Origin of the sequence: Paenibacillus sp. GD4 (assembly GCF_030846225.1) — a bacterium.
Lineage (GTDB): Bacteria > Bacillota > Bacilli > Paenibacillales > NBRC-103111 > Paenibacillus_G > Paenibacillus_G silviterrae.
Map to the genome: position 1 here is coordinate 544204 of NZ_JAVCYK010000001.1, position 22739 is coordinate 566942.

At 52.6% G+C, this 22739-nt stretch carries 17 protein-coding genes; 2 read left to right on the top strand and 15 right to left on the bottom strand.

All coding sequences use genetic code 11. The annotated features are described in order from the left end of the window. Nucleotides 1-18 precede the first annotated feature (18 nt). The 15 genes from RAC89_RS02445 to RAC89_RS02515 form a co-directional block, all read right to left on the bottom strand. Nucleotides 19-1431 carry a M23 family metallopeptidase gene (locus tag RAC89_RS02445; RefSeq protein WP_306616027.1) on the bottom strand — a complete coding sequence of 471 codons (1413 nt, stop codon included), beginning with the start codon at nt 1429-1431 and terminating at the stop codon, nt 19-21. A 188-nt stretch (nt 1432-1619) separates the two neighbouring features. Further along, nucleotides 1620-3446, bottom strand: a complete 1827-nt coding sequence (locus tag RAC89_RS02450; RefSeq protein ID WP_306611535.1) for an ABC transporter ATP-binding protein — start codon at nt 3444-3446, stop codon at nt 1620-1622. Beyond that, nucleotides 3443-5296, bottom strand: coding sequence for an ABC transporter ATP-binding protein (locus RAC89_RS02455; protein WP_306611536.1), 1854 nt, complete (start codon nt 5294-5296; stop codon nt 3443-3445). The genes RAC89_RS02450 and RAC89_RS02455 overlap by 4 nt, the downstream gene beginning before the upstream one ends. Before the next feature lie 399 nt (nt 5297-5695). Continuing rightward, nucleotides 5696-7492 (bottom strand): dynamin family protein, encoded by a 1797-nt coding sequence (locus tag RAC89_RS02460; RefSeq protein ID WP_306616028.1) that lies wholly within the window; start codon nt 7490-7492, stop codon nt 5696-5698. Then, on the bottom strand, nt 7396-9498 hold the full coding sequence (locus tag RAC89_RS02465) for a dynamin family protein (RefSeq protein WP_306611538.1): 2103 nt from the start codon (nt 9496-9498) through the stop codon (nt 7396-7398). The genes RAC89_RS02460 and RAC89_RS02465 overlap by 97 nt, the downstream gene beginning before the upstream one ends. Then, nucleotides 9458-9730 carry an NAD/NADP transhydrogenase alpha subunit gene (locus tag RAC89_RS02470; protein ID WP_284644896.1) on the bottom strand — a complete coding sequence of 91 codons (273 nt, stop codon included), beginning with the start codon at nt 9728-9730 and terminating at the stop codon, nt 9458-9460. Before RAC89_RS02470 ends, RAC89_RS02465 begins: the two co-directional genes overlap by 41 nt. A 20-nt stretch (nt 9731-9750) precedes the next feature. Further along, nucleotides 9751-10443 carry an endonuclease III gene (nth, locus tag RAC89_RS02475; protein WP_306611539.1) on the bottom strand — a complete coding sequence of 231 codons (693 nt, stop codon included), beginning with the start codon at nt 10441-10443 and terminating at the stop codon, nt 9751-9753. A 178-nt stretch (nt 10444-10621) separates the two neighbouring features. After that, nucleotides 10622-13372, bottom strand: a complete 2751-nt coding sequence (locus RAC89_RS02480) for an S-layer homology domain-containing protein (RefSeq protein ID WP_306611540.1) — start codon at nt 13370-13372, stop codon at nt 10622-10624. A 57-nt stretch (nt 13373-13429) separates the two neighbouring features. Then, nucleotides 13430-14011: a GerMN domain-containing protein gene (locus RAC89_RS02485; RefSeq protein WP_306611541.1), complete on the bottom strand. Its 582-nt coding sequence runs from the start codon at nt 14009-14011 to the stop codon at nt 13430-13432. An 18-nt stretch (nt 14012-14029) separates the two neighbouring features. Further along, on the bottom strand, nt 14030-15523 hold the full coding sequence (locus RAC89_RS02490) for an N-acetylmuramoyl-L-alanine amidase (protein WP_306611542.1): 1494 nt from the start codon (nt 15521-15523) through the stop codon (nt 14030-14032). 225 nt (nt 15524-15748) lie between these two features. Continuing rightward, complete coding sequence (locus RAC89_RS02495; RefSeq protein WP_306611543.1) at nt 15749-17251, bottom strand: AAA family ATPase; 1503 nt, start codon at nt 17249-17251, stop codon at nt 15749-15751. Next, nucleotides 17244-17780, bottom strand: coding sequence for a hypothetical protein (locus RAC89_RS02500; RefSeq protein ID WP_306611544.1), 537 nt, complete (start codon nt 17778-17780; stop codon nt 17244-17246). Before RAC89_RS02500 ends, RAC89_RS02495 begins: the two co-directional genes overlap by 8 nt. Before the next feature lie 131 nt (nt 17781-17911). Beyond that, nucleotides 17912-18940, bottom strand: a complete 1029-nt coding sequence (locus RAC89_RS02505; protein ID WP_306611545.1) for a metallophosphoesterase family protein — start codon at nt 18938-18940, stop codon at nt 17912-17914. Between the two features lie 15 nt (nt 18941-18955). Continuing rightward, the gene (locus RAC89_RS02510; RefSeq protein ID WP_306611546.1) at nt 18956-19453 is read right to left on the bottom strand and encodes a cell wall elongation regulator TseB-like domain-containing protein; all 498 of its coding nucleotides are present in this window, start codon (nt 19451-19453) and stop codon (nt 18956-18958) included. Between the two features lie 34 nt (nt 19454-19487). Beyond that, a complete protein-coding gene (locus tag RAC89_RS02515) occupies nt 19488-20792 on the bottom strand; it encodes an amidohydrolase (RefSeq protein WP_306611547.1) in 1305 nt (434 codons plus the stop codon). A gap of 271 nt (nt 20793-21063) precedes the next feature. Here RAC89_RS02515 and RAC89_RS02520 point away from each other — a divergent pair, with 271 nt between their 5' ends. After that, on the top strand, nt 21064-21684 hold the full coding sequence (locus tag RAC89_RS02520; RefSeq protein WP_284640154.1) for a DUF47 domain-containing protein: 621 nt from the start codon (nt 21064-21066) through the stop codon (nt 21682-21684). A 44-nt stretch (nt 21685-21728) separates the two neighbouring features. Further along, nucleotides 21729-22727, top strand: coding sequence for an inorganic phosphate transporter (locus RAC89_RS02525; RefSeq protein WP_306611548.1), 999 nt, complete (start codon nt 21729-21731; stop codon nt 22725-22727). The last annotated feature ends 12 nt before the right edge of the window (nt 22728-22739 follow it).

Genomic DNA, 22739 nt, shown 5'->3' on the forward strand with positions numbered 1-22739 from the left:
TCCGCTGCACAGCTTTCGCTAGATGCTTAAATATTTCATCGGATTTTCCTGCTGTCCGTCGCGCATCACCTCAAAGTGCAGATGCACGCCGGTAGAGTTTCCGGTGCTCCCCATGATGCCGATTTTTTCCCCTTTTTCGACGGGATGCCCTTCGCGAACCTCAATCTTGCTCAAATGTCCATACAGAGTTTCATATCCGTTCTGATGATCGATGATGATCGTATTCCCGTAACCGGACTTCACGCCGGCGAATACCACCTTCCCATGATCTGCGGCCAAAATGGTTTTTTTATCGGATACCAGATCCATCCCGGAATGCTTTCTCCCCCAGCGCTGCCCGTATTCACTGGTAACTCGGGGAGATAACACCGGAAGGGAGAAGCGTCCGGTGCCGACACCCGGAACAACCTTCGTTCCCTGCTTCACTACCGTTTGCACAGGCGGCTCAAGCTCCTGCTCTTCCGTAACGACCTCCTCCACCAAATTGCCATTGATCCGCGTGGTTTGGTAGGTCTTCAGCTTGGCGCCGGGCTTGCCCTGTGAAACGATCTGAATGATCCCCTGCTTCAGATTGTCGTCCTTCTCATATACAATCCCGCTAGGAACCGTTACCTTTTCTTTACGGGATTCCATCGTTTTCACGGCAAGCAGCGGCTGACGAACCGTAATATTCAGCTCCTGGCCGATCTTGATAAAATCGCCCTTCAGCTCCGGATTATTCGCGTAAATTTGAGATTGCGGAATGTTGAACTTTTTCGCGATTTTCGAAATGGCATCGCCCTTCTCCACCTTATAGCTGACCGGCTGGACCTCACCTGCGGCAATGGTTTCCCGGATGCGTTCCGTCGGTGTAATCCGATCGGGAGTTACCGGCGTATCGATGAGCTCGACCTTCTGAACGAAATCGGCGTATGTTTCCATGTGGGCGCTCACCGGTTCCACCGTGTCAGCCGATAAAGCGGTCACCTTCTTGGTTTTGCCTACGAAGGGCTGCTTCAGCTCTGCCAGCAGCGCTTCGGCGGTGCTCCGGTCCTTGAGAAACCCCAGCGATTTACCGTCCACCCGAAGCTCCGTGGCCAGCACGCCAAAAACGATGCGGCTGCCCAACTCGGAAAGCACGACATCGATGGCGTTTTCTTGGGAAAAGCTTTCATTTAGTTCAAATCGTAAGCGGTCCAGATTCGAGGTCACCTGGACATTGGTAAGTCCCCACGACTCCAGAAACGCCTGACGCTGCTTTTCTTCCCATTGTTTTATCTCCTCCGGATTGGATACGGTTCCAAGCGGCTGGTCGTCCAAATACACGTCGTAGCGCTCCTCCACATGGGCTTTGACATACCAACGCCCGGTCAGCATGGTGCTGAGGATAACAACTAAGGCAATCAACCATTGAACGGCTTCCAGGATCCATTTCAAGCTTCCTTTACGCATTATCAACGTCTACTTACCTCCCGGTTGTTATGAATTGGCGAACCTTCGCCTATTTCTTTCATTCTATGCGGACCCTTCCGAAAAAAGCCGAGAAAAAGAGAAAAAACCTCCCGCTCCCCCTTTCGAGAGGGGGAACAAGAGGCTGTTGCGGTTAAGAAAACGAACGCTTCCGACCGTGCGCAGCGGGATTATACCACTTCCCGGAGGAAACGATATTGGGCTTGGATGAGCCCGTGATAGATCCCTTTATGAGCCATAAGCTGCTCGTGATTGCCCTGCTCCATAATATTCCCGTGATCAAGCACGAGAATATGATCGGCATGGCGAATCGTAGATAACCGGTGAGCGATGATAAAGGTAGTACGACCGGCCATCAGCGTCTTCAGCGCCTCCTGAATTTTCAGCTCGGTCTCCGTGTCGATGCTGGCCGTAGCTTCATCCAGAATGAGGATGCGAGGATCCGCGAGCAGAGCCCGCGCGAAGGAGATCAGCTGCCGCTGTCCCATGGAAAGCACGTTGCCTCGCTCTTGAACCTCGGTATCGTAGCCGTGCGGAAGAGCGGCGATAAAATCATGCGCCCGTACCGCCTTGGCTGCCGCTTCGATCTCCGCATCGGTAGCATCGAGACGGCCGAAGCGAATGTTATCCCGAATCGTCCCGGAGAAGATGAATGTGTCCTGCAGAACAATGCCGACCTGAGAGCGCAGGCTCTGGATCGTAACATCCCGGATATCATGCCCGTCGATCAGGATCGACCCGTTCGTAACGTCATAGAAACGGCAAAGCAGGTTGATGATGGTGCTTTTTCCGGAGCCTGTGTGTCCGACAAGTGCAATCGACTGGCCTGCCTTGACATCCAAATCGATTCGCTTCAATGCATGACGACCCGGCTCATACTCAAATTCAACGGCGTCAAACCGGATGTTGCCTTGGATCGCAGGGAGCGTCTTAGCGTTCTCATGCTCCGCCACCGTCGGCTGTTCATCGATGAATTCGAAAATCCGCTCCGAGGAAGCCATCGCAATGAGCATTTGGGAATACATCTGGCCCAACCGGTTGATCGGCTCCCAGAAGTGGCCGATATACGTAGCGAACATAACCAGCGTACCGACGGTAATTTGCTCCTGTTGAATCAAATAAGCGCCGAGCCAGAACAAGATGCAATAACCGATCGCTCCCGTCACCTCGATCAGCGGGTTGAAGCTCTGGTTCAAGGTCGAAGCGCGATTCCATATACGGTGATTGTCCTTGTTCATTTCGTCGAAGTAAGCGATGTTTTCCTTCTCTTGCGTGTAAGCCTGCGTCACCTTAATGCCCTGAATGCACTCGTTCAAGTGGGCGTTGATACGGGACTGCTTCGTCTGAACGACCTGCCAGGAGCGGCGAATATGTACTCTCAGCTTGGTGGAGATTACGAACATGATCGGCACTGTGATGATGATCGCAGCCCCCAGCTTCGCATTGTACACGAGCAAAATCGCAACGATCCCAACAAGCTGCACGCAGTCGATCATTAGGTTGACCGCCCCGTTAGCCAGCAGGTCCTGCAAAGAGTTTACGTAGTTTGTAATCCTTACCAGAATCGAGCCGGCCGGACGCTTATCGAAAAATTTAAAGGATAACTGCTGAATGTGGCTGAACAAATCATGCCGTAAATCATAAATGACGCGCTGCCCGATCATATTCGTATACCGGATCCGGAAGCTGTTGGCAAACCATTGGATCAAATAGAGAGTCAGCATGCCCCCGACACAGTAAAACAGCAGCTTCTGATCCCCGTCGCCGGTCAAAGCGTTGTCGATCGCATAAGCGATCAACAGCGGATTCAGCAGCTTCGTGAGCGCTCCCACACACATCATCGTGACAATGACAGAAATAATTTGTTTGGCATACGGCTTCATATAAACGCTGAGGCGTTTCACTTGTCCCCAGTCAAAGCCTTTATCCAGCTCTTCGTCATCCTGGTAAACGAACCGTTGATTTAGCTCCGTCTGTTGCTTGGCATTCTTACTCAATGCACGAACCCCCTGACCTTCTGCTGCGCAGCTGCCGCCGCTTCCTGTTCGCCTTGCTCTTGCACCGCCATGGACACGCGGCCGGGCGGCTCCGTCGCTGCGCTGTCTTCCACTTCATCCGGATGGTCGGCGAACTGAATTTTGTACGTCTCCAGATAAGGTCCCTCTTGCTTCATCAGCTGATCATGGGTGCCGCGCTGCACTATCTTTCCTTCCTCCAGCACAATAATTTCATCCGCATGCTTCAGCGAGGAAATCCGGTGAGCGATAATGAAGGTCGTTCTGCCCTCCATGACCTCTTGGAAACCCCTCTGAATCTCATGCTCGGTTTCCATATCGACTGCACTTGTAGCGTCATCCAGAATTAAAATTTTCGGATTCTTCAGAATGGCTCTTGCAATCGCAATCCGCTGCTTCTGACCGCCGGACAGTCCGAGACCTCGTTCCCCAACGATCGTATCATAGCCAAGAGGCAGCTCCATAATGAAATCATGTGCCTTGGCCAGCTTCGCAGCCCGAATAATCTCGTCCATGGAGGCTTCCTTCACGCCGTAGGCAATATTGTTGCGGATGGTCGAGGAGAATAGGAACGTCTCCTGGAAAACAACGGCCATTTGCTCGCGCAGGCTCTCCAGAGTGACATCGCGAATATCTACACCGTCCAGCGAGATCCGGCCTTCCTTCACGTTATACGCACGCAGCAGCAGCTGAATCACAGTGGATTTTCCCGAACCGGTACCGCCGAGCAAGCCGATCACGGAGCCCGCAGGAGCGTCCAGCTCAAAGCTTTGGAGGGCAGGCTGCTTCTCCGGATAGGCGAAGGTTACCCCTTCAAATTTCACATGCCCTTTCACCCGGTCCGTTGTCAGCTTGATGGCGTTTTCTTTATCCTTCACGTGAACGTATTGATGAAGAATTTCGAGCAGCCGTTCCCCTGCCGCCTTGGATTGGGTGAAGTTGTTAATATGAAAGCCGATTTGCCACAATGGTCCGATGATGTACCAGATAAGGCTGAAGAAGGCAACGAGCTCTCCAAGCGATATCGAGCCTTGAATGACCATGTAACCTCCGACTCCGAGGAGGATGACCACACTGAGATTGGCAAACAGCTCCATCACCGGAAAATAGGTCGCCCATATTCCCGCGGTCGATACGTTATTCACTCGATAATCCTCGTTGCGTTCCGAGAATTTGTCGATTTCGTGCGGCTCGCGCGCAAACGATTTCACGGTTCTCACTCCCGTGATATTCTCCTGCACCGAGGTGGTCATCGAGCTCATCGATTTGCGAATCGAACGAAAGGCCGGATGAATTTTTCCTTCAAAACGGATGGCCGTAAATACCAGAAACGGCATGGAAGCCATAGTAAGCAGCGTCAATTTCCAGTCGATCGTCATCATCATGATGGTCCCGAAGGTGAACATCATGAAAACGTTTAGAATTTGCACCGAGCCGAAGCCTACAAAATCACGGACCGCCTGCAAATCCGCCGTCAAACGGGACATCAAATCGCCTGTACGCGCCTTGTCGTAGTATTGGAACGACAAATATTGAAGTTTATGGTAGGTTGCTTTCCGCAGGTTAAAGGCAACCTGATTGCCGAGCCGGCCGCTGGAGGCGCCATGAAGAAACTGAAACGTTGCTTTCACGGCCATAACGCCTACGACGAGCAGGGCGAGCATCGGCACGGATTGAAACTGTGATTTCATGATCACTTCATCGATCAAATAGCGCAGCAGGTTCGGATACACCAAACCTAGTGCCGTTGCCGCCATCAAGCTGAAGAAGGAGGCGAAGAAAAACTTTTTTTCGTTCCAATAATACTCTCGCAGCTGTTTAAAAACTTCCAACGCATGACCCTCCCCTATGCAGCTCCACCTATGTCCGCGGCAAAGCCGGCTGCGTCCATTCCTGGTCTTGAGTCCGGTAAACGGAGCTCTTCGGCGCAGCTTCCTCATTCATAATTAAAACGCTTTAATCCTTGAAAAACCAATACATCCTAAGCTGTGATTCACCTCACTTAAGAAAGCGCTTTGCTTGAATTGAAGTCTATCACCATACGTAGAGTGCGGCAACAGTGCGGGTTCCCGTAAACTTGCTTATCGTGGGGAATTTCTCCATTTGCTCACATTATGGGGATACAATCCACTTATTTCATGCATATAGTGCCAATTCCCCTTGATGTAAGCCTTTTCACAAATATCTTGTAAAACGGGCTGTCCCCAAAGGAACAGCCCGGTGTATTGCGCTTAGGATTCGATAAGATCGTGAAGACGGCTTTGCTTGCTCTGGAGCGACGGCAGGTCGATCGGCTGCTCCAAGGCCGCTAGCAGTCCGTCTGCATGCTCCTGCAGCGCTTCCGTGAGGAAGCTGCTGCGAGAACGATAGGCCGCTTCCAGCTGGTCCTGATAAGCTCGGACGAGCTGGGCTGCTTGGGCCTCGGCAAACTCACTCATCGGTCTTACCAGCTTAGCCTCCAGCTCTTTACGCAGGCTTTGCCGTCCGTCCCCCTCGAAGAACTGCTTCGGATTTTTATAGAAGCTCTGCAGCCATTTCACCGTAACTTCATCCGCCTGCAGCGATGCCTTCAGCTCGGGTGTCTCCAGCTTCAAGGCAGGCTGCGAAGTCGGGTCGAACGAGTTGATCCGCGTCCGAATGGCTGCTGTCCATTCTTGGACAGCCAAATCCATCAGCTTGTTAATTTTGTTCTCGATCCGCAGGGTTGTGGCGAGTACCTCCTGGGACAAATCGAAGGTAATCATTCGCTTGAGCTCCTCCCATGCTCCCTGCAGCAATGCTTTGGCGTCCTTGCCCTCCTCACGGAAGACCGCCGGATTAAAGGAGTGCCCGAAAAATTCGCCGAACCGGTACGACGTCCGCTGCCTTACGTAATAGAGAAGCTCCTCGATCTCCTTCGTCAGCTCCCTTCGCTCCGCGGACGGATCCGAGCCCTGAAGGGACGATAAGGACAGCTGAACGTCGGCGCGAAGCTGCTCCGCTTCACGGCGCCGCTCCGATTCATCCGATTGCGCGCTGGCGATCCACCGCTTGAGCACCTCCATGGCACGGCGCATATCGGCTTCGCCTGCCTTGATGACCAGCTCGGTCAGCTCCTCGAACGTAAACCGAATAAACTCCTGTTCGAATTGCGTAATCCCGGATTGGGCGGTGAGTGTCTCGTTTTGCTCGACCTTCCCTTCCAGCGCGTAATAGCTCGATAACGGATAAATTCTCGGCTTGCGGATGCCGTGCTGCACGAGGTTGCTCTCGACATGAGCTACGACACCGCTTAACTCCTCCGCCGAGGAAGCCAAATCCGCCGCGTTGACGATAAAGAACATTTTATCCAGCTCGAAGCTGTCCTTCACCCGGCCGAGCTGCAGCAGAAATTCCCGATCCGCATGGGAAAAGGCATGATTATAATAAGTCACGAATAAAATGGCGTCGGCATTTTTGATGTATTCAAACGCAACCCCGGTATGACGCGCATTGATGGAATCCGCTCCCGGCGTATCGACCAGGACCACCCCTTGCTCGGTCAGCGGGTTCATGTAGTACAGCTCAATCAGCTCGACGAAGCATGACTTGGCTTCCTCGGCAGCGTATTCCCGGAACTGCTCCAGCGTAGCTTTCCGCTCTTGCCCCAAATACGCCGATTGCTCGGACCAGCCCTTCTCCACGGCCTTCAGGAAGGAATAGTGCGGCTTGCCCTTGCCCGGAATCTGGTCTGCCCGGAGACCGCCGATTACCCGGAGGGCGTCTGTCATATCGGAAGCAGGAAAGCCCAGCACCTCCAGCGAGTACAGCACGTCGGAAGCGAGCCGTTCGGCGCTCTTCATCCGCACCTTCGCCGTGCCGTGAGGCCAGCCGGCCTCGGGCTCCGGCGGCATGATTTTGTTGATCGCCGCGGTCGTCGGGTTCGGCGACACCGGCAGGATGCGTTCGCCGATCAGCGCATTGGCGAACGACGATTTGCCGGCGCTGAAGGCGCCGAAGAGCGCGATCGTGAAGCGGCTCTGCCCGAGGCGCTCCGCCTTCTCCCGCAGGGAGCGGCGGAGCGACGCGAGCGGCGCCACGCCCGCGAGCTCCTGCGCGGCGGCGTCCAGCCGCGCGGCGGCTTCGCGCAAGCGGCGGCGATGCTCGCCCCCGGCGAGCGTCGCCGCGCCCCCGCGGCGGGCGGCTTCGCCGGCAGGCCCTGCGGCCGCCGGCGCAATCCAGGCGAGCCCCGCGGCGGGCTCGCCGGCCGGGGCCGCGCCGCCGCGCGCGGCTGGGGCGTTCGCCGCCTCCGCAGGGGCGGCGGCCGGGTCCGGCGCGCCGGCGCAGGCGCGGCCAGCGCGGCGAGCGGCGTCGCCAGGGAAGCCGCATAGGCGGCTTCCTCGGCGGCTAGCCGCTCGAGCTGGCGCAGGCCGCTGAGGCGCTCCTGCGGCGCGGCCAGCCGCTGCAGCTCCGCGCGCCGCGGGGCGAGCGCCTCGGCCAGCTGCACGGCCAGCGCCTCCAGCACAGCGAATGCTTCCTTGCGGTACTGGCCCTTCACCTCAGCCGAGAGCTGCTTGGAGAAGGTAAGCGTGTACTCGTTGCCGAAGACGGCGCCTTCATTCACCAGGGATGCCATCCAATCGGCCGTGACGTTTACATGGATCGATTCCGCTGCCGAGATCAGCTCCGCCGAGGGCAGGCCGCTGCCCTCGAAGCCCGCTTTGACGGTCTGCTGAACATGACGGGCCACCTGCGTTTCCACTTGGGTGGCAAAGTCCTTATGGAACTCCTCTAACCGGCGTTCCACCTCCTTCGCCGTCTTGGCGGCGCCGGCGAACCAGCCTACCTTAAAGCCGGGCTTGCGGCTTTGCAAATATTCGTGCGCGAGGTCGCGCGTTACGGCCGGGATGACGTTGGCGTTGTCGAGCACCGCCGTCACGTCCTTGCGCAGCGCTGCCTCCCGCTCCTGCGGCAGCGCCTCCAGCCGCTTCAGCTCGGCACTCGCTTCCGCGTAGAGCCTTTGCGCCTCCTCGAGCCCCTCGTCGGCGTCCAGCTTCGCGCGCAGCGCTTCCTTGGCCGGCTCGTTACGCTCAGCCATCTTCGCCGCATGCGCCGCAGCAAGGGCCTTCGCCGACTTCTCCAGGCTGAGCCGCATCAGCGGCTCCCGCAGCGAGATCAGCCGGCTCAACAGCCAGTCCAGCTTGACCCACTCGCTGTGAGGGTGGTCCGGCTCCTTCACCGAGGTGTAGAGAATGCCGTCCGGCTGAACCCCCCAGCTCGCGAACGCCTCGCGAACCCCTGCCTGATACGCCGCGAAAGGAAGCTCCGCTTCCCTGTGCTTGTCGATCATATTAATGATCAGATAGAGCGGCTTGCCCCACTCCTTCATCTTTTTCGTAAAGGACAGATTGATCTCCGATTGCACATGGTTATAATCCATCACATAAAAGACGACGTCCGCCAAATGCAAGGCCGATTCCGTCGCCAAATGGTGCGCATCGTCCGTCGAGTCGATCCCCGGAGTGTCCAGCAGCGCTGCGTGCTCCCCGAGAAACGGAATCGGGTAACGAATCTCGACCGTTTCGATCGCCTCTCCGTTCCGGCAATGCTCGGCCAATCCCTCAAGCGGGACGCGCTCCACGCGTTCCTTGGAGCCTGCTTCATCCCTATACACCACATGGGCTCCGGCTTCCCCGCAAGCAATGCGTACGATATTAGCGCTTGTCGGTATCGGACTCGACGGCAGCAGCGGATGCCCGCACAGCCGATTGATCAAGCTTGACTTCCCCGCCGAGAAGTGTCCGCAGAATGCGATAAACAGCCTTTCGCTTTCCGCCTTCTCCAGCAGCTGTTTAACTTTCTTGGCATGCTCCCGATCCGAGGCCTGCTCTACCTGTGTCAGCAGTCCTTTGACGGTCTGCTGCATCAAATCCCCTGTTGTCATCACGCTGTTCATAGCTCCCCTACTCCCACTCCACTTTTCATTTCTCTCTTGTTCCCCGCAAACAAACAAAAAAACCGAATCGCTTCGGTTTTTAGTGTACCATATTTTCCGTTTCCGGGATAAAAATTTCAAATAAATCGCGATGCTGAAGAATCGTAATATCTTTATCGCGCACCTTCATCACGACGACCTCAGGACGGGTTTTCATCCGGTCGAGGTAATGTTCCGGTACGCTGCCCGAATCCGATACCATAACGCCTTCCACTTGCTTCTCTTCGTTTTCCTCTAATGGAGTGCTGAGCACCTTTTCATAAATGTCGGAAAATACTTCAAAATCCTTCGTATACACAGAAATGCATTTCATACGATTCAATCCCTTCGATTTCAAGCTTTGGCGGACTTCTCCTTGATCGCCTTTGTTCTAGGTTTCCTGCTTACGGCGGTTTTCATACGTTTTTTTCCATCTCGGCAATAATCAAGTAGTGAGCACGCTTCACAGTTCGGATTTTGCGCTTTGCAATGATATCTACCGAAGAAGATTAACCGATGATGCGTATCTGTCCACTCCTCACGGGGGACCTTCTTCATCAGCTTCTTCTCGACCTCTAATACCGAATCGTCCGGACCCGCTAGTCCTAATCGCTTGGATACCCGTTCCACGTGCGTATCCACGGCGATAGCCGGAACGCCGAAGGCGTTGGAAACGACGACGTTGGCCGTCTTGCGTCCTACCCCGGGCAGCTCCACGAGCTGTTCGTGCTCCCGAGGCACCTCACCGCCATGCTTGTCCAGCAATAGCGCACAAAGCGCCTGAATATTTTTGGCTTTGTTGCGATACAGACCGATGCGGCGAATATCCTGCTCCAGCTCCTCAAGCGGCACAGCCAGGTAATCCTCCGGACGCTTGTATTTCTGAAAGAGCGTAGCCGTCACCTTGTTGACCGTCTCATCGGTGCATTGCGCCGAGAGCAGTACGGCAATCGTTAATTCAAACGGATTGGCGTGATTCAGCTCGCAGTGGGCATCGGGGAACATTTCCGCAATCGTGTCGAGTATATGGCGCACCTTTGCATTCATGGCCCTAACGCCCCTTCCTCTGACGGTATAGTAACAGTTTACTCAATCCTGCCGGACGAATCAATGACCGATGCTGACAAATTACGAACTTTTTCCGAAAAAAAAAGAAAATCCGTCTTCGCAGCCCTATGCCGCATTAGACGGATTTTCCATAAAAAAGGTTACACAATAAGGCCGATTATTTCTCAATTTCCACAATTTTGTTATCAATTAAATAGATCGTCACTTCTTCGTTCTCCATAAAGGCATTGGCGGCCACCTGCTGCGTTCCCTTGTGCAAATACGCTTTAGAAAAGAAGTTAAAGGAATTTTGGGTAACGCCGTTAGCAGGCTTAAGGAACAAGGTATTCAGCACGACATCATAGGACTGAATGGTGCGTTTCATCGCCGTCGCAACATAAATCGTCACCTTGTCATTCGCATCTTTGGCAATTTCCACACGATCGTTAACCTTAATATTCGTAAGAGCCGCCGTGGTTGTGCCGTTTTGCTTAATGATATACTGCTGGCCTACAGGAACGACTTGCACGCCGTTCGCGAAGTCCTGCACGGTAATCGTACCGGCTGCCGCATCCACCGCCGTCACTTTGCCTCGCGTCGTCGACATGAGCACGACCTTATCCAGCTTCGAGCCGTCATAGGAAACCTTCACATACTCATCAACCGCAATATCCGAGAATGCATGGGTGGCTTTCCCCGGATTGACGATCTTGTCGTCCGTATCGACCACAACGATATGGCTCGCACCGGTTTCGTCCTTCACCGTAACTTGCCGCGAAGAAGCGTTTGTCATAATCGTCTTATAGACGCCTACCCGCTTGACCGCAATAGCCGTCACGTAGTCCTGTCCATAGCTGAGCGTTGCCTTGACGTTGTCTCCCACCTTCAAATCGGCCAGCGTGCCGTTCGCTTTGCTTTGCGAGTCTACAGCAATACTGTAGTTCGTCTTCATCACGATGCTTTGTCCGCTTGCCGTGCGAATCGTAATTTCTCCCTGCGTTGCGGAAGTAGCCCCGGCGTTAATCAAAGATACGGTTCCCTCCAAGGCCAACGTGTACTGGATGGATACGACCTTATCCTTGGAAACCTTCAGATCCACACGCTTGCCCTTCGTGAACATCGATTGGAAGTTGCTTAACGGCAGAGTGGATTCTCCGTATTTGATGATGGTGGAATCCGTTAACCGGTAAGCGGCAATGGATCCGTTGTCGGTAGAAATCATCAGTGCTTTCGTATCCGGGTCGTAGCTCAGGATGGAGGCGAACACATAAGGAGCCACCGAACGGCTGGTCACGGTTGCCTTTACTACCTTATTATTCAAAATATCCAGCCGCAGATCGTCATTCACTTCGATGTCGTAGAAGCTTGGGTTCGTCAGTCCTTCGATCTCCACTATCGCGTTATCGGCAAGATAGTACGATCCCAGCTTCGAAGAGCTGTCCGTTACCGTCAGGATGCGGCTGTCATGGTTAATGCTCACCAGCTTGCCCTGGGTGCTGACCGTAACATCGGCCTGCTTGCGAACGGTGACGGAAGCGAGTTCATTGGCCTTCACGTCATAGGATACGAAATCGCCCACCCGCAGCTTGGACAGCTCTGCAGCCGAACCGTCCGGAAGTGTTACGAACACTCTAGCCGATATCGGATACGTTTCGTTCTGATTTCCCGTCGCTTCCAGGAACGTGATTTGGTTTTGCTCACGGTTGACGGAGACTACGGTTCCTTCCGCCACCTTGCTCACCGGAGCCTGCTTCACTACAACCTGCGTAATTTTCGTGCTCTTGACAAGCGGATTTCGCTTTAACTCGACAATGCTGCCAGGCACAATGGAGCCGAGACTCAAGCCGCGGCCTTCCGCATCGGTAACCGTTACCTTGCCGTCCAGCTCAAATAAATTTTTCCCGTTCGCCTGCTGAAGCGACAGTACCATCTGGTTGACGAACACCTCATTCAGCGTACCCTCGAAAACCTCAAGCTTCTCTTGATCGTTCGTCTGCTCTATGTATAAAGCATTATTGCCATACGAAACTACGTACACTTCATTCGTAATTTTCAGATTCGTCGAAGGAATGCGGCTGTCGTCCTTGCCGCTGTAGAAAACGGTATCCGCCGACAGGCTGAAATCGTACTGTTCCCCGATCGCATTTTGCACCACCAGCTTGTTGTCGGTTCGCTCCATGACATAACCGATCGTGACACGCTCCGAGCGCGTCGTCATATGCGCATCCGCCCGGCTGAGGAAGGTTGCCATCTGAGCCCGCGTCACTTTGCCCTTCGGCTGGAAGCTGTTATCCTCAAAGCCCTGGACGATCTTTAGCGAGGCGGCGGCGTTAATGTATCCCCCTCCCCACGAGGAGAAGTCTTGTCCGTCCGAGAAGCTCGTCTGAGCCGAGCTCAGCTGATTCGCCAGAGCCTGTTTCCCGATGGCACGAATAACGAGCTTGGCCACCCATTCCCGTGTCGCTTCTCTGGAGCCCCATGCCGTTTTGGTTGTCGTCCCTTGCGTCTCTTCCTGAACGGTGATCAAGCCTTTGTCAAAAGCGTAAGCTACATAAGGCTTAAAGAAATCATCTACGGCAAAAGGAAGCACCGTCTCCGTGCGGCTCCGCTTCACTTCATTTTCGAGTCCCATCATCCGAATCGCCATGACAATAACTTCCTGCTGCGAAACGGAGTTTTCCGGACGGAATTCATTACGCTCATAGCCCTGAATGATTCCGAGCGAAGCGAGCTTTGTAACGTGCTTAATGGCCCAGTGCTGTGCGGTTACATCGGAGAAGCTAAGTACCAGTCCGGCGGCCGCAGCCGCCGATGGTGTAGTGCTCGATGGAATTATCGTATCGGCATAGGCCGTACTGCTCATTAACAAGGAAACCGCCAGTACCGTGGCGGATAATTTTCGCAGCTGCTTATTTCGTCTTCTTTTCATAATGCGATTGCTCCTCTCAAAATCTGCCGGTGCCTCTGCTTAGTGCTTGCTTGAAAGCTACTTCCTCTTGATAGGGTGAGGCAGGTCCATATGCCCCATAAGGCTCTCCACCTGCTTGCCGTCCACCAGTACATCCACAGCTTGAATTTCCTGGAATTGGAACACCGTTTGACCCAGTGCATCCAGCAGCAGCTTCTCCCCTCCGGAACCCAGTCTGCCTTCCGGCTGGATGGTAATGTCTACGTTCAACTGACCGTTTTTGAGCGACACGGATTTGAATTCAATCCCCTTAAATAGAGGAGTCAGCTTGCTGTCCTCACTAACACGCAGAGCTTGAAGCGCCGCAGCATACTTATCCGAATCCTGCTTATAGGAAATGGTTACATCACGCTCCAGAAGCTTCTCCATCTCGGAATCCCCATAGTAAGCTTTAATCTTCAGCTGTTTCTCCTGCGGGGTTTGCGGGGCTGCCGGCGCCTGCTGAGCGGGCGGTTTGGCATTCTCCTGCGTTTGGGAGGGAGCAGCCGTACCTGCATTGCCCTGAACCTGGGCAGGCTGCTTCGTTTGGCCGCATCCGGCTGCCAGAAGCAGAGCGACGACAGCAACGGTAGTTGTCTTAATCCATTTGGTTTTAGCCATCCTTCACTCACTCCTCTGTCATTTTAGATGTAATTGTTCCTTGATCCCAGCCACAATAGCAGCGGCAACCGTTTGCTGGAAGTCCTCCTGAAACATCGTCGATTCTTCCGTTCGATTGGATAAAAACCCAATCTCCAGCAGTACCGAAGGCATCTCTGTATTTCTAATGACATGGAAATTGCCCTGCTTCACCTTGCGGTCCGGAAAGCCTGTAGCTTCCAGCACATGCTTATGCATGATTTCGGCAAAATCCAGGCTTTGCTCCGTATAGTAATACGTTTCGGTGCCGCGAATCGTTTCCTTTGTAGTAGAATTTGCATGGACAGAGACAAACACATCCGCCTTCTGCTCGTTGGCGATAGCGACTCTCTCGGCCAGCTCCAGAAACGTATCGTCAGAGCGGGTCAGCTTCACTTCAATCTGCGGCTCCTTGGCCAGAAGCTCAGCGACCTTAATACTCACCGGTAGAACGAAGTCCTTTTCCCTTCTCTTGGTAGCCTGAGAAATGGCTCCCGTGTCTTTACCGCCGTGACCTGCATCAATCACCACAAGCGCCTTGGTTTTAACCGGGATCAGCTTCCAGGCATACTCGCCTGCGGCAGGCTTATCGATAGGCTTCCAATCTACCTTTTTCGATAAATCTACTACTATTCTAACGATTGAAGACTCTTTTGCAAATAGCAAATAACGAACTTGCGAGACGGAGTCGGCTTTGACGTCGATCTTCCCTTCTCCATTTGCGGCTGTCTTCATCGTCTCCTTATCGAGCACCGTACCGGGCATGTCGATGATCAATTGATTCGTTTCCGCCTTCATAGTTACATTCGGCTTCACCGTGCCGCCTGCAGTATTGATGGAGAGCTTGTCCCCGGTAACGGCAACAGCTTTAATGATGACCGGCTCATCCTTCTTGCCGGGCACTGCCACATCAGGCTTGGTGGGAGCTGTAACGGAAGGCTTGGCCGTCTCTCCCGCAGGTACCTTATCCGGGCTGCTCGGAATGAAGGCCGGTACATCGGCAGGCTTCTCGACAGGCTTGCCTGAAGGTTTGTCCTGGGAGCCTGCGCTTGCCTGTGGCTTGTCCGTGTCTGTCTGTGCTACATCCGTGCCCTCGGATTGAAAAAGAAATACAGAGCGGGTCAGCTCATCCCAGGTCACCTTGACGCCAAGCTGCTCACTAACGAAGCGGAGCGGCAAGAGCGTATTCCCTTCTACAATGACCGGCGCCGACTCAAGACGAAGCACGCTGCCGTTCACTACGGCATCCGCCTTATCTATGGTCAGCTGGATTTGGGTATCCTCCTTACTCACTCCAACCTTCCGCTGCTTGCCGTCCCAGGTCACATTCGCACCGACCGACTCTGCGATGACGCGGATCGGCACCATCGTATTATCCTTTATGATCCTCGGCGGGACTTCACTCACAAGCGCCTTTCCGTTTAGAAACAATTGAATCTGAGCTTCCGCGGCGGAGGCTTGACCCGCGATCAGTAAGGATAATGTAATCAGCAACGAACACCAATAAGCTACAAATCTCATCATGCACCTCGTTCATTATGTATTGGAATGGATATGTCATTTATGTAAACGTTTGTAACTTGGTTTCTCTATTACACGAATTCTATCATTTTGTGCCGAAATCTACCAATATATTAGACTTGTTTTTTGTAGAAAAGTTGCACCTAATAAAAAAGAAAAGCCATGAAGCGCTCCTTGCGCCTCATGGCTTAATTAGATCTAGGCAATATGCTTGCTGTCCGTCTGTTCCCTTAGAAGCTGACGGAACTGCTCGCCGGTTAACGTCTCCTCGCGGATCAAAATATCCAGCGATTGCTCGAATACTTGACGGTATTGCTCCAGCATTTCTCTTGTAGAAGCGGTCAGCTCCTCTAGAATCGAAGCATTTTCTTTCATCAGCTCTTCCTTCGTCACCATATCTCTGTCGATAATGCCAAGCTTGGTAAGCCCGGAATCCATCATCGTCCGCACCATATTCAGCGACTGCTCGAAGTCGTTGCGCGAACCGGTGCTACGGCCGCCGTAGAACATTTCTTCCGCAACGGCTCCTCCCAGGGCAACCATAATTTGCTGTTCGATTTGCTCTTTCGTGTACAGGTATTGATCCTGCTGCGGATTATGACGCACATAACCAAGCGCCTTTCCCCGCGGGCTTAGGGCAACCTGTGACACCGATCCAGGCTTCAACATCTCGGCCGCGATCGCATGACCCAGCTCGTGAATGGCCACGCGCTCACGCTCTTCCTGGGTCGATTCACGGTCGGTCTTCTCGCCCATCATTACCTTGTCCACCGCCAGTGACAAGTGCTTCTGCGTGATCAGCTCGCTATTCTCGCGCATCGCGTAGATCGCCGCTTCGTTCATGACGCTCTCCAGCTGGGCACCGGAAAAATGGAACGTCTCCTGAGCGATCATTTCCAAATTTACATCTTCCGCGAGCGGTTTATTTTTGGAGTGAATGTTCAGAATATGCATACGTCCTTTTTTGTCGGGCAAATCCACTTCAATATGTCTGTCGAAGCGTCCTGGACGAAGCAAAGCGCTGTCCAGCATTTCTTTACGGTTCGTAGCGGCCATGATCAACACGCGCGGATTTTCGCTCGTATGAATACCGTCCATTTCCGTAAGAAGCTGGTTCAAGGTCTGATCGTATTCACGCTGCTGGCCTCCGGCCCGCTGACCGCCAATCACATCAATTTCGTCAATGAAAACAATCGCACTTTCTTTGTTTTCCTTAATTGCCTTCGCACGTGCTTCCTTAAATAAATCGCGGACTCGGCTCGCGCCTACACCGACGTACATCTCGACGAATTCGGAACCGGAAGCCGCCAGGAACACAGAATTCGTGTAATGCGCTGCAGCTTTGGCCATCAACGTCTTCCCCGTCCCCGGAGGTCCAGTAAGCAAGATCCCCTTCATAGGACGAATTCCGAGCTTCTTGATGTCCTCAGCCCGGATGAGGAAATCGAGCGCCTCTTGAAGCTCCCGCTTCGCCCTGTCCTGACCGCCGATATCCTCGAACGTCAGGAAGCTGGGCTGCTTGCTGCGGGTTTTCCGTTCCGAGCCGACATTCATCCCGCTGCGTGCGCGGTTCATATAGAGAAACGTACCTAAAATCGCAGACATAAATACAAGGGGAATGACATTCACCCCAAGGAATACAAGAAACAAAATCAAAACCGGTATCGATCCCAGTAAAATTTCTTTACCATATTTACTCATTCGGCCACACCCCCATTTTTGCCGGTGTCCGAGGAAGCATGATATGTTTGCTGGATTCACCGTCTTTCAATGTGACATATACATACTTGTCATCCATCTCCGTAGAGACGGTCAGTCCATCCCCGGACGACTCCGCTTTTGCTTGCAGCGATTTCGGAATATTCGCATATTGCTTCGTTTCCATGGCCTGCGCAACCTCAAACAAGGCCGAGGACCACCATTGCTCCAGCCGCGGCGAAGAATCGCCGGCAATTGTGACGAGCAGCTGCTTATCTCCAATGACGGATGCCCCCTGCTTCTGAATCTGTTGATATACATCACGCAGACTCGTATCGGAAGCCAGCTTCAGCTCCAATTCCGCCTTCGTTCCGCTCAAGTTCATTTGGACAAGCTCCACTCCCGGAATGCTGGTAACCACATTTTGCAGCGGGTTCTCCATGGCAACACTTTGATATGCGAAATATCCGCCGAACAATACGCTGGCTGACACGACAACACTCAATATAACAGGTAAGAGACGTAACTTCATAAGCTAACGTCCCCCTTTCTACGAATATATTTTAGATAAACATCTTTATACGCAACAAAAAATGCTATACTCAGAGTATAGCACATGATCTATCACATATGCGGATGTAATGTGTGGAAGCTTGCCCAGCCTCATTCCTTTGCCCGCGCGGATACGCTGAAGCGATCGATGGACTTATTGTCCGCATCATATACGTTAAATTCAGCTTTTCCTGCACCAATGTCAACCACCATATAATGATACACCGGGTTCGGCCCGGCAATCACATTTTTCTTATCTTTTACCGTTGAATAAAGCGGTGCTCCCGCTCCTCCTACCGTCAGCTGATAAATGGAATGCTTGAACTGCTGGTTAAAGGAGCCGTCTACCGTCCGCCGATTGTAATTGTGCTCATGACCGACCATAGCCGCCGTAACCTGATAGCGGTCAAGCAAGCCCCACAAAGCATCGCGCCGATCGGGATCCGCATCTAGAGATTTTCCGAAATGGGCACTGGCAGGGTAGGCCGGAACGTGAAATATTACGAAATCATAGGATTTGTCGCTTGTTTGAAGACGATCGTCCAAGTAAGCCAGCTGCTTGTCATCAATAATATACTGCTTTTTCTCATTCGTCCGATTGGAATTGAGCACAATGAAACGTGCATCCTGGTAGTCAAATGAATACACCGATTTCCGATAGCCTTCCAGCTGTTCGTTAGGCAAATAAGCGAAGTGCTTACTGAATAATTCTTCGTCATCATCATGATTGCCTAAGGTAGGGTAATACAAATGGACCGGATAATAATCATCGACGATATTCTTCCATTCTGCGAGCTCCGTATCCACGTTGCTCCCTTTGATTTGATCTCCGGTAAACAATATAAACGAAGGCTGAGGCTGAAGCGTCTTGAGCTGCTGCAGCAGCCGGCGCAGTGTAGCTTCATTAATAGCATCGCCGATGCCGCCGCGGCTGTCCCCCATCACAATAAAGCGAAAAGGCTGCTTGTTTGAAGCTCGCGGCTTTTGCTCATCAAGCTGAGCTTTATCCGGAGGCAATGCCTCATTCCCTTTCGGTGGCATCGCTTTATCAGGCAGGACGGCAGGTGAAAGCTCTCTCCCCTGCTGACAGCCTAACAATAACAGCAAACTGATGACAGCAACAACAGCGTGACGCTTCACCCCCCATTCCCTCCCTTATTGGATATTGAGCCTCCATGTATCGATCAGAGAACCATCCGTGAACTTATAGTACGTATAATAGTGCTTTTCCTTCTCTCCCTCAGGCTCGCGTTTGTAGAACACTTCCCACACCGGCTGTCCGTCCAGAATACCCGGTTGAATACGCAGGATTTCGGCATCCGGCTGCTGGGAAAGCAGCCCTTGCTTCGCCTGCTCCGACGTGATACCGGAGGAAGCCATTTCGGTACGGATATCGGTTTCCGATACCCAGACGATAACGGGCTGCCCGATTTTGTCCTTTCCTTGTATCACCGTATAAATTTGGTCTCCGACAAACCGTTCTACTTTGTCAGCTTGTGCAAGAATCGTTTTCTCATAAGCTTGTTGAACGGCTGTCCGCTGGACCGACCATTCCGGCTCCATAATGCCGGTGAACATTTTTGCACTTAAAAATATGCCAAGCGAGGCCGCGACCACTATCAATGCGATCCACTTCCAACGTTTTGCAATCAACTTGCTTACCTCCTCCGGCCGCCGTTCGTTCGGCTTACGAGGAAGCTCCCGTCAACCGCTCAAAGCAGCGCTGTGCTTCAAACAAAACCTTTTCCTCATCAATCGTCAAGCATTCGCCCTTGCGCATAATTTGCTTGCCGTCCACCCACACATCAGTTACATCTTTGCCGCTGCCTGCGTACACGACATGAGAAATGTAATTCGTCCTTGGATAATAATGAGCCTGCTCGATATCTACGGCGATCATGTCCGCTTTCATGCCGGGCTGCAGCGCCCCTACATCGTTCAACCAGATCGAACGTGCACCATCAAGCGTGCCCATGCGCAGTGCGGCGGAAGCAGGCACTGCAACCGGATCACCTGTGACTCCCTTATGCAGAAGAGCAGCCAAGCGAATTTCCTCGAACATATCCAGGTTATTATTGCTCGCCGAGCTGTCCGTGCCCAGGGACACCAGCACTCCTGCGCGCTGCAGCTCCGGTACACGGGCAATGCCGCTGGCCAGCTTCAGGTTGCTGTTAGGATTGTGGGACACTCTCACATCGTATTTGGCCAAAACATTGATTTCTTCATCGGTCAAATGTACGCCGTGGGCTACCAGAGTCGGCCTAGTGAATACTCCCAGCTTTTCGAGATGGGCTACCGGCCGTAGTCCGTACTGATCCACATTCCCCTGCACTTCCCTTGCTGTTTCGGACATATGCGTATGGATCGGAAGATTAAGCTCGTGAGCAGCAGCTACGATACGCTCAATGTAATCGGGAGGGCACGTATATGGCGCATGAGGCGACATCATGGTCGTGATACGTCCTCCTGCCAGTCCGTTCCAATCTTTGGCGAACTGTACCGCTTCCTTTAGCTTGGCGTCCTGCACTTCAGGAGGACACAGCCCGATGACGCCGCGGGTGAGGACAGCCCTCATTCCCGTTTCTTCAACGCTCTTCGCGACTTCATTCATATGGTCGTACATGTCTACGAAGGTGGTAGTGCCGCTTTTTACCATTTCAAGGATGGACAGCATTGTGCCGGTTCGTACGTCATGCGCCGTGAATTGTCCCTCCATCGGCCACATCTTTTCTTCCAGCCATACTTGCAGAGCCATATCATCACCATATCCTCTAAGCAAAGACATGGCGGCATGGCAATGGGTATTCACCAGGCCCGGCAGGAACAGTTTCCCCTTTCCGTCTATCACGTGGTCGTATGTATTTATCGGTTCAGGGGCATTCGTTCCGATGTAAGAGATCCGATTGTCTTCCATTATTAGGCATCCTTGGAGAATCGGTGTCTCTTCATTCATAGTAATAAAGGTTCCATTGGTAATGATCGTTTTTGCCATTGGTATCTATCCTTCCCCTTGCTTTTGAGCATATCGATTTCACTGTACAACTTTACAGGGGCAAAATCAACTTATTACAAACTTTCGAATAATGATTCTCTTTTCATGCACATATCATATTTTGGATAAACTAAGATTGCATTGCCCCTTCCACCTATGTTATTTTTAATTTTGTGTAAATTTGAGGATTCTTGTCTACATAACTCGAACGATATTGTTAAGCTTTTGTTAATCAATATATATTTCCATCCCTAAGGAGGATTTTCATCCCATGCTTTTCACCAAAAAGAACGACACGGATTTCCTGCTTCTTCTCATCAAAGCGGCAGAGAACACGCTTCACGCAGCTCAAATGTTCCGCACAGCAGTTATGGGCAACGAGTCCCCCGCAACGTACTACCCGCAATTGCGTGATCTTGAGCATCAGGGCGATGAAATTACGCACACCATCTTCAAGGGTCTGAACAAGGTTTTCATAACTCCGCTCGACCGTGAGGATATCCTTGAGCTTACCTCCAAGGTAGACGATGTGCTTGACGGCATCGAGGCAACTATTGCCCGTTTCGATTATATGGACCTGCATGTTTCCGATAAATATATGCAGGAGTTTTCTGCTGTCATCGTTGCCAGCTGCCAGCACATCCTGGATGCCTTTAAGCTCCTTGCGAAGAAGAAATATATGCAAATTACGGAGCACACCGTCAAGATCAACAGCTTGGAGAACGAAGGGGACCGCCTTATGCGGGAGGGTATTCGCGACATCTTCAAAAACCCGACGGATCCTTATCATGATTTCAAATTGAAAGAGCTGTATGAGCGCCTGGAGCAAACAACCGATGCTTGCGAGGACGTCGCCAATATTCTGGATAGCGTCGTACTCCGTTATTCCTAAGCTCAAGCCGCGGGAATGCGCTACAGTAAAAGTAGGAGGAAATCATGTTAACCTTAATTATCGTTATCGTTGCCCTTGCCCTGCTCTTTGACTTCATCAACGGGTTTCACGATACGGCCAATGCCATTGCTACGTCCATCTCAACCCGGGCGTTATCTCCCCGATTCGCTGTCATTTACGCTGCCGTCCTAAACTTTGTCGGCGCCATTTATTCATCGGAGGTTGCGAAAACCGTAGGCGGTAAAATTGCCAACCCGGCTACGATCGAAAATGGAGTTTATATCGTTATCGCCGCTCTGCTTTCCGCGATTATATGGAATCTGCTCACTTGGTACTATGGGATTCCTTCCTCTTCGTCACATACCTTAATCGGCTCCCTGGCAGGTGCGGTCATCTCCGGCGCCGGAATGCAGTCGGTCAACTGGGCAGGCTTTAAGGAGATCATCGTGATCTTGATCCTGTCCCCGATCGTGGCTTTTGCTACAGGATTTATCATTATGTGGATCATTAAGAGAATTGTACTTGTATCCGGTAATAATTCCAGATCCAAGCTCAATCGAACCTTTCGGTTCTTCCAAATCCTTTCCGCCGGACTTCTCTCCTTCTCCCATGGCGGGAATGACGCACAGAAGGCAATGGGTATCATCGTATTCGGTTTAGTCGCGCTGCAATACCAAAGCTCGCTGGATGTGCCTTTGTGGGTTAAGCTTGCCGCCGCGACCGCGATGGGGCTTGGGACCTCCATCGGCGGCTGGAGAATTATCAAAACGATGAGCCGTAAGCTGTTAAAGATCGAACCGATCAACGGCTTTGCTTCCGATTTGAACTCATCGATTGTGATCCAGACTTCTACGGCCATGGGAATGCCGCTTTCTACGACTCATGTTATTTCCTCCTCCATTATCGGCTCTGGAGCCGTCTTGAGGTTCCATGACGTGAAGTGGGCAACCGTAACACGAATGGTCATGACATGGATCATTACGATCCCGATTAGTATGATTCTCGCCTTCCTGTTGTACAAAGTTGTTTTCGTCTTTTCGTAATAAGACAAGCCC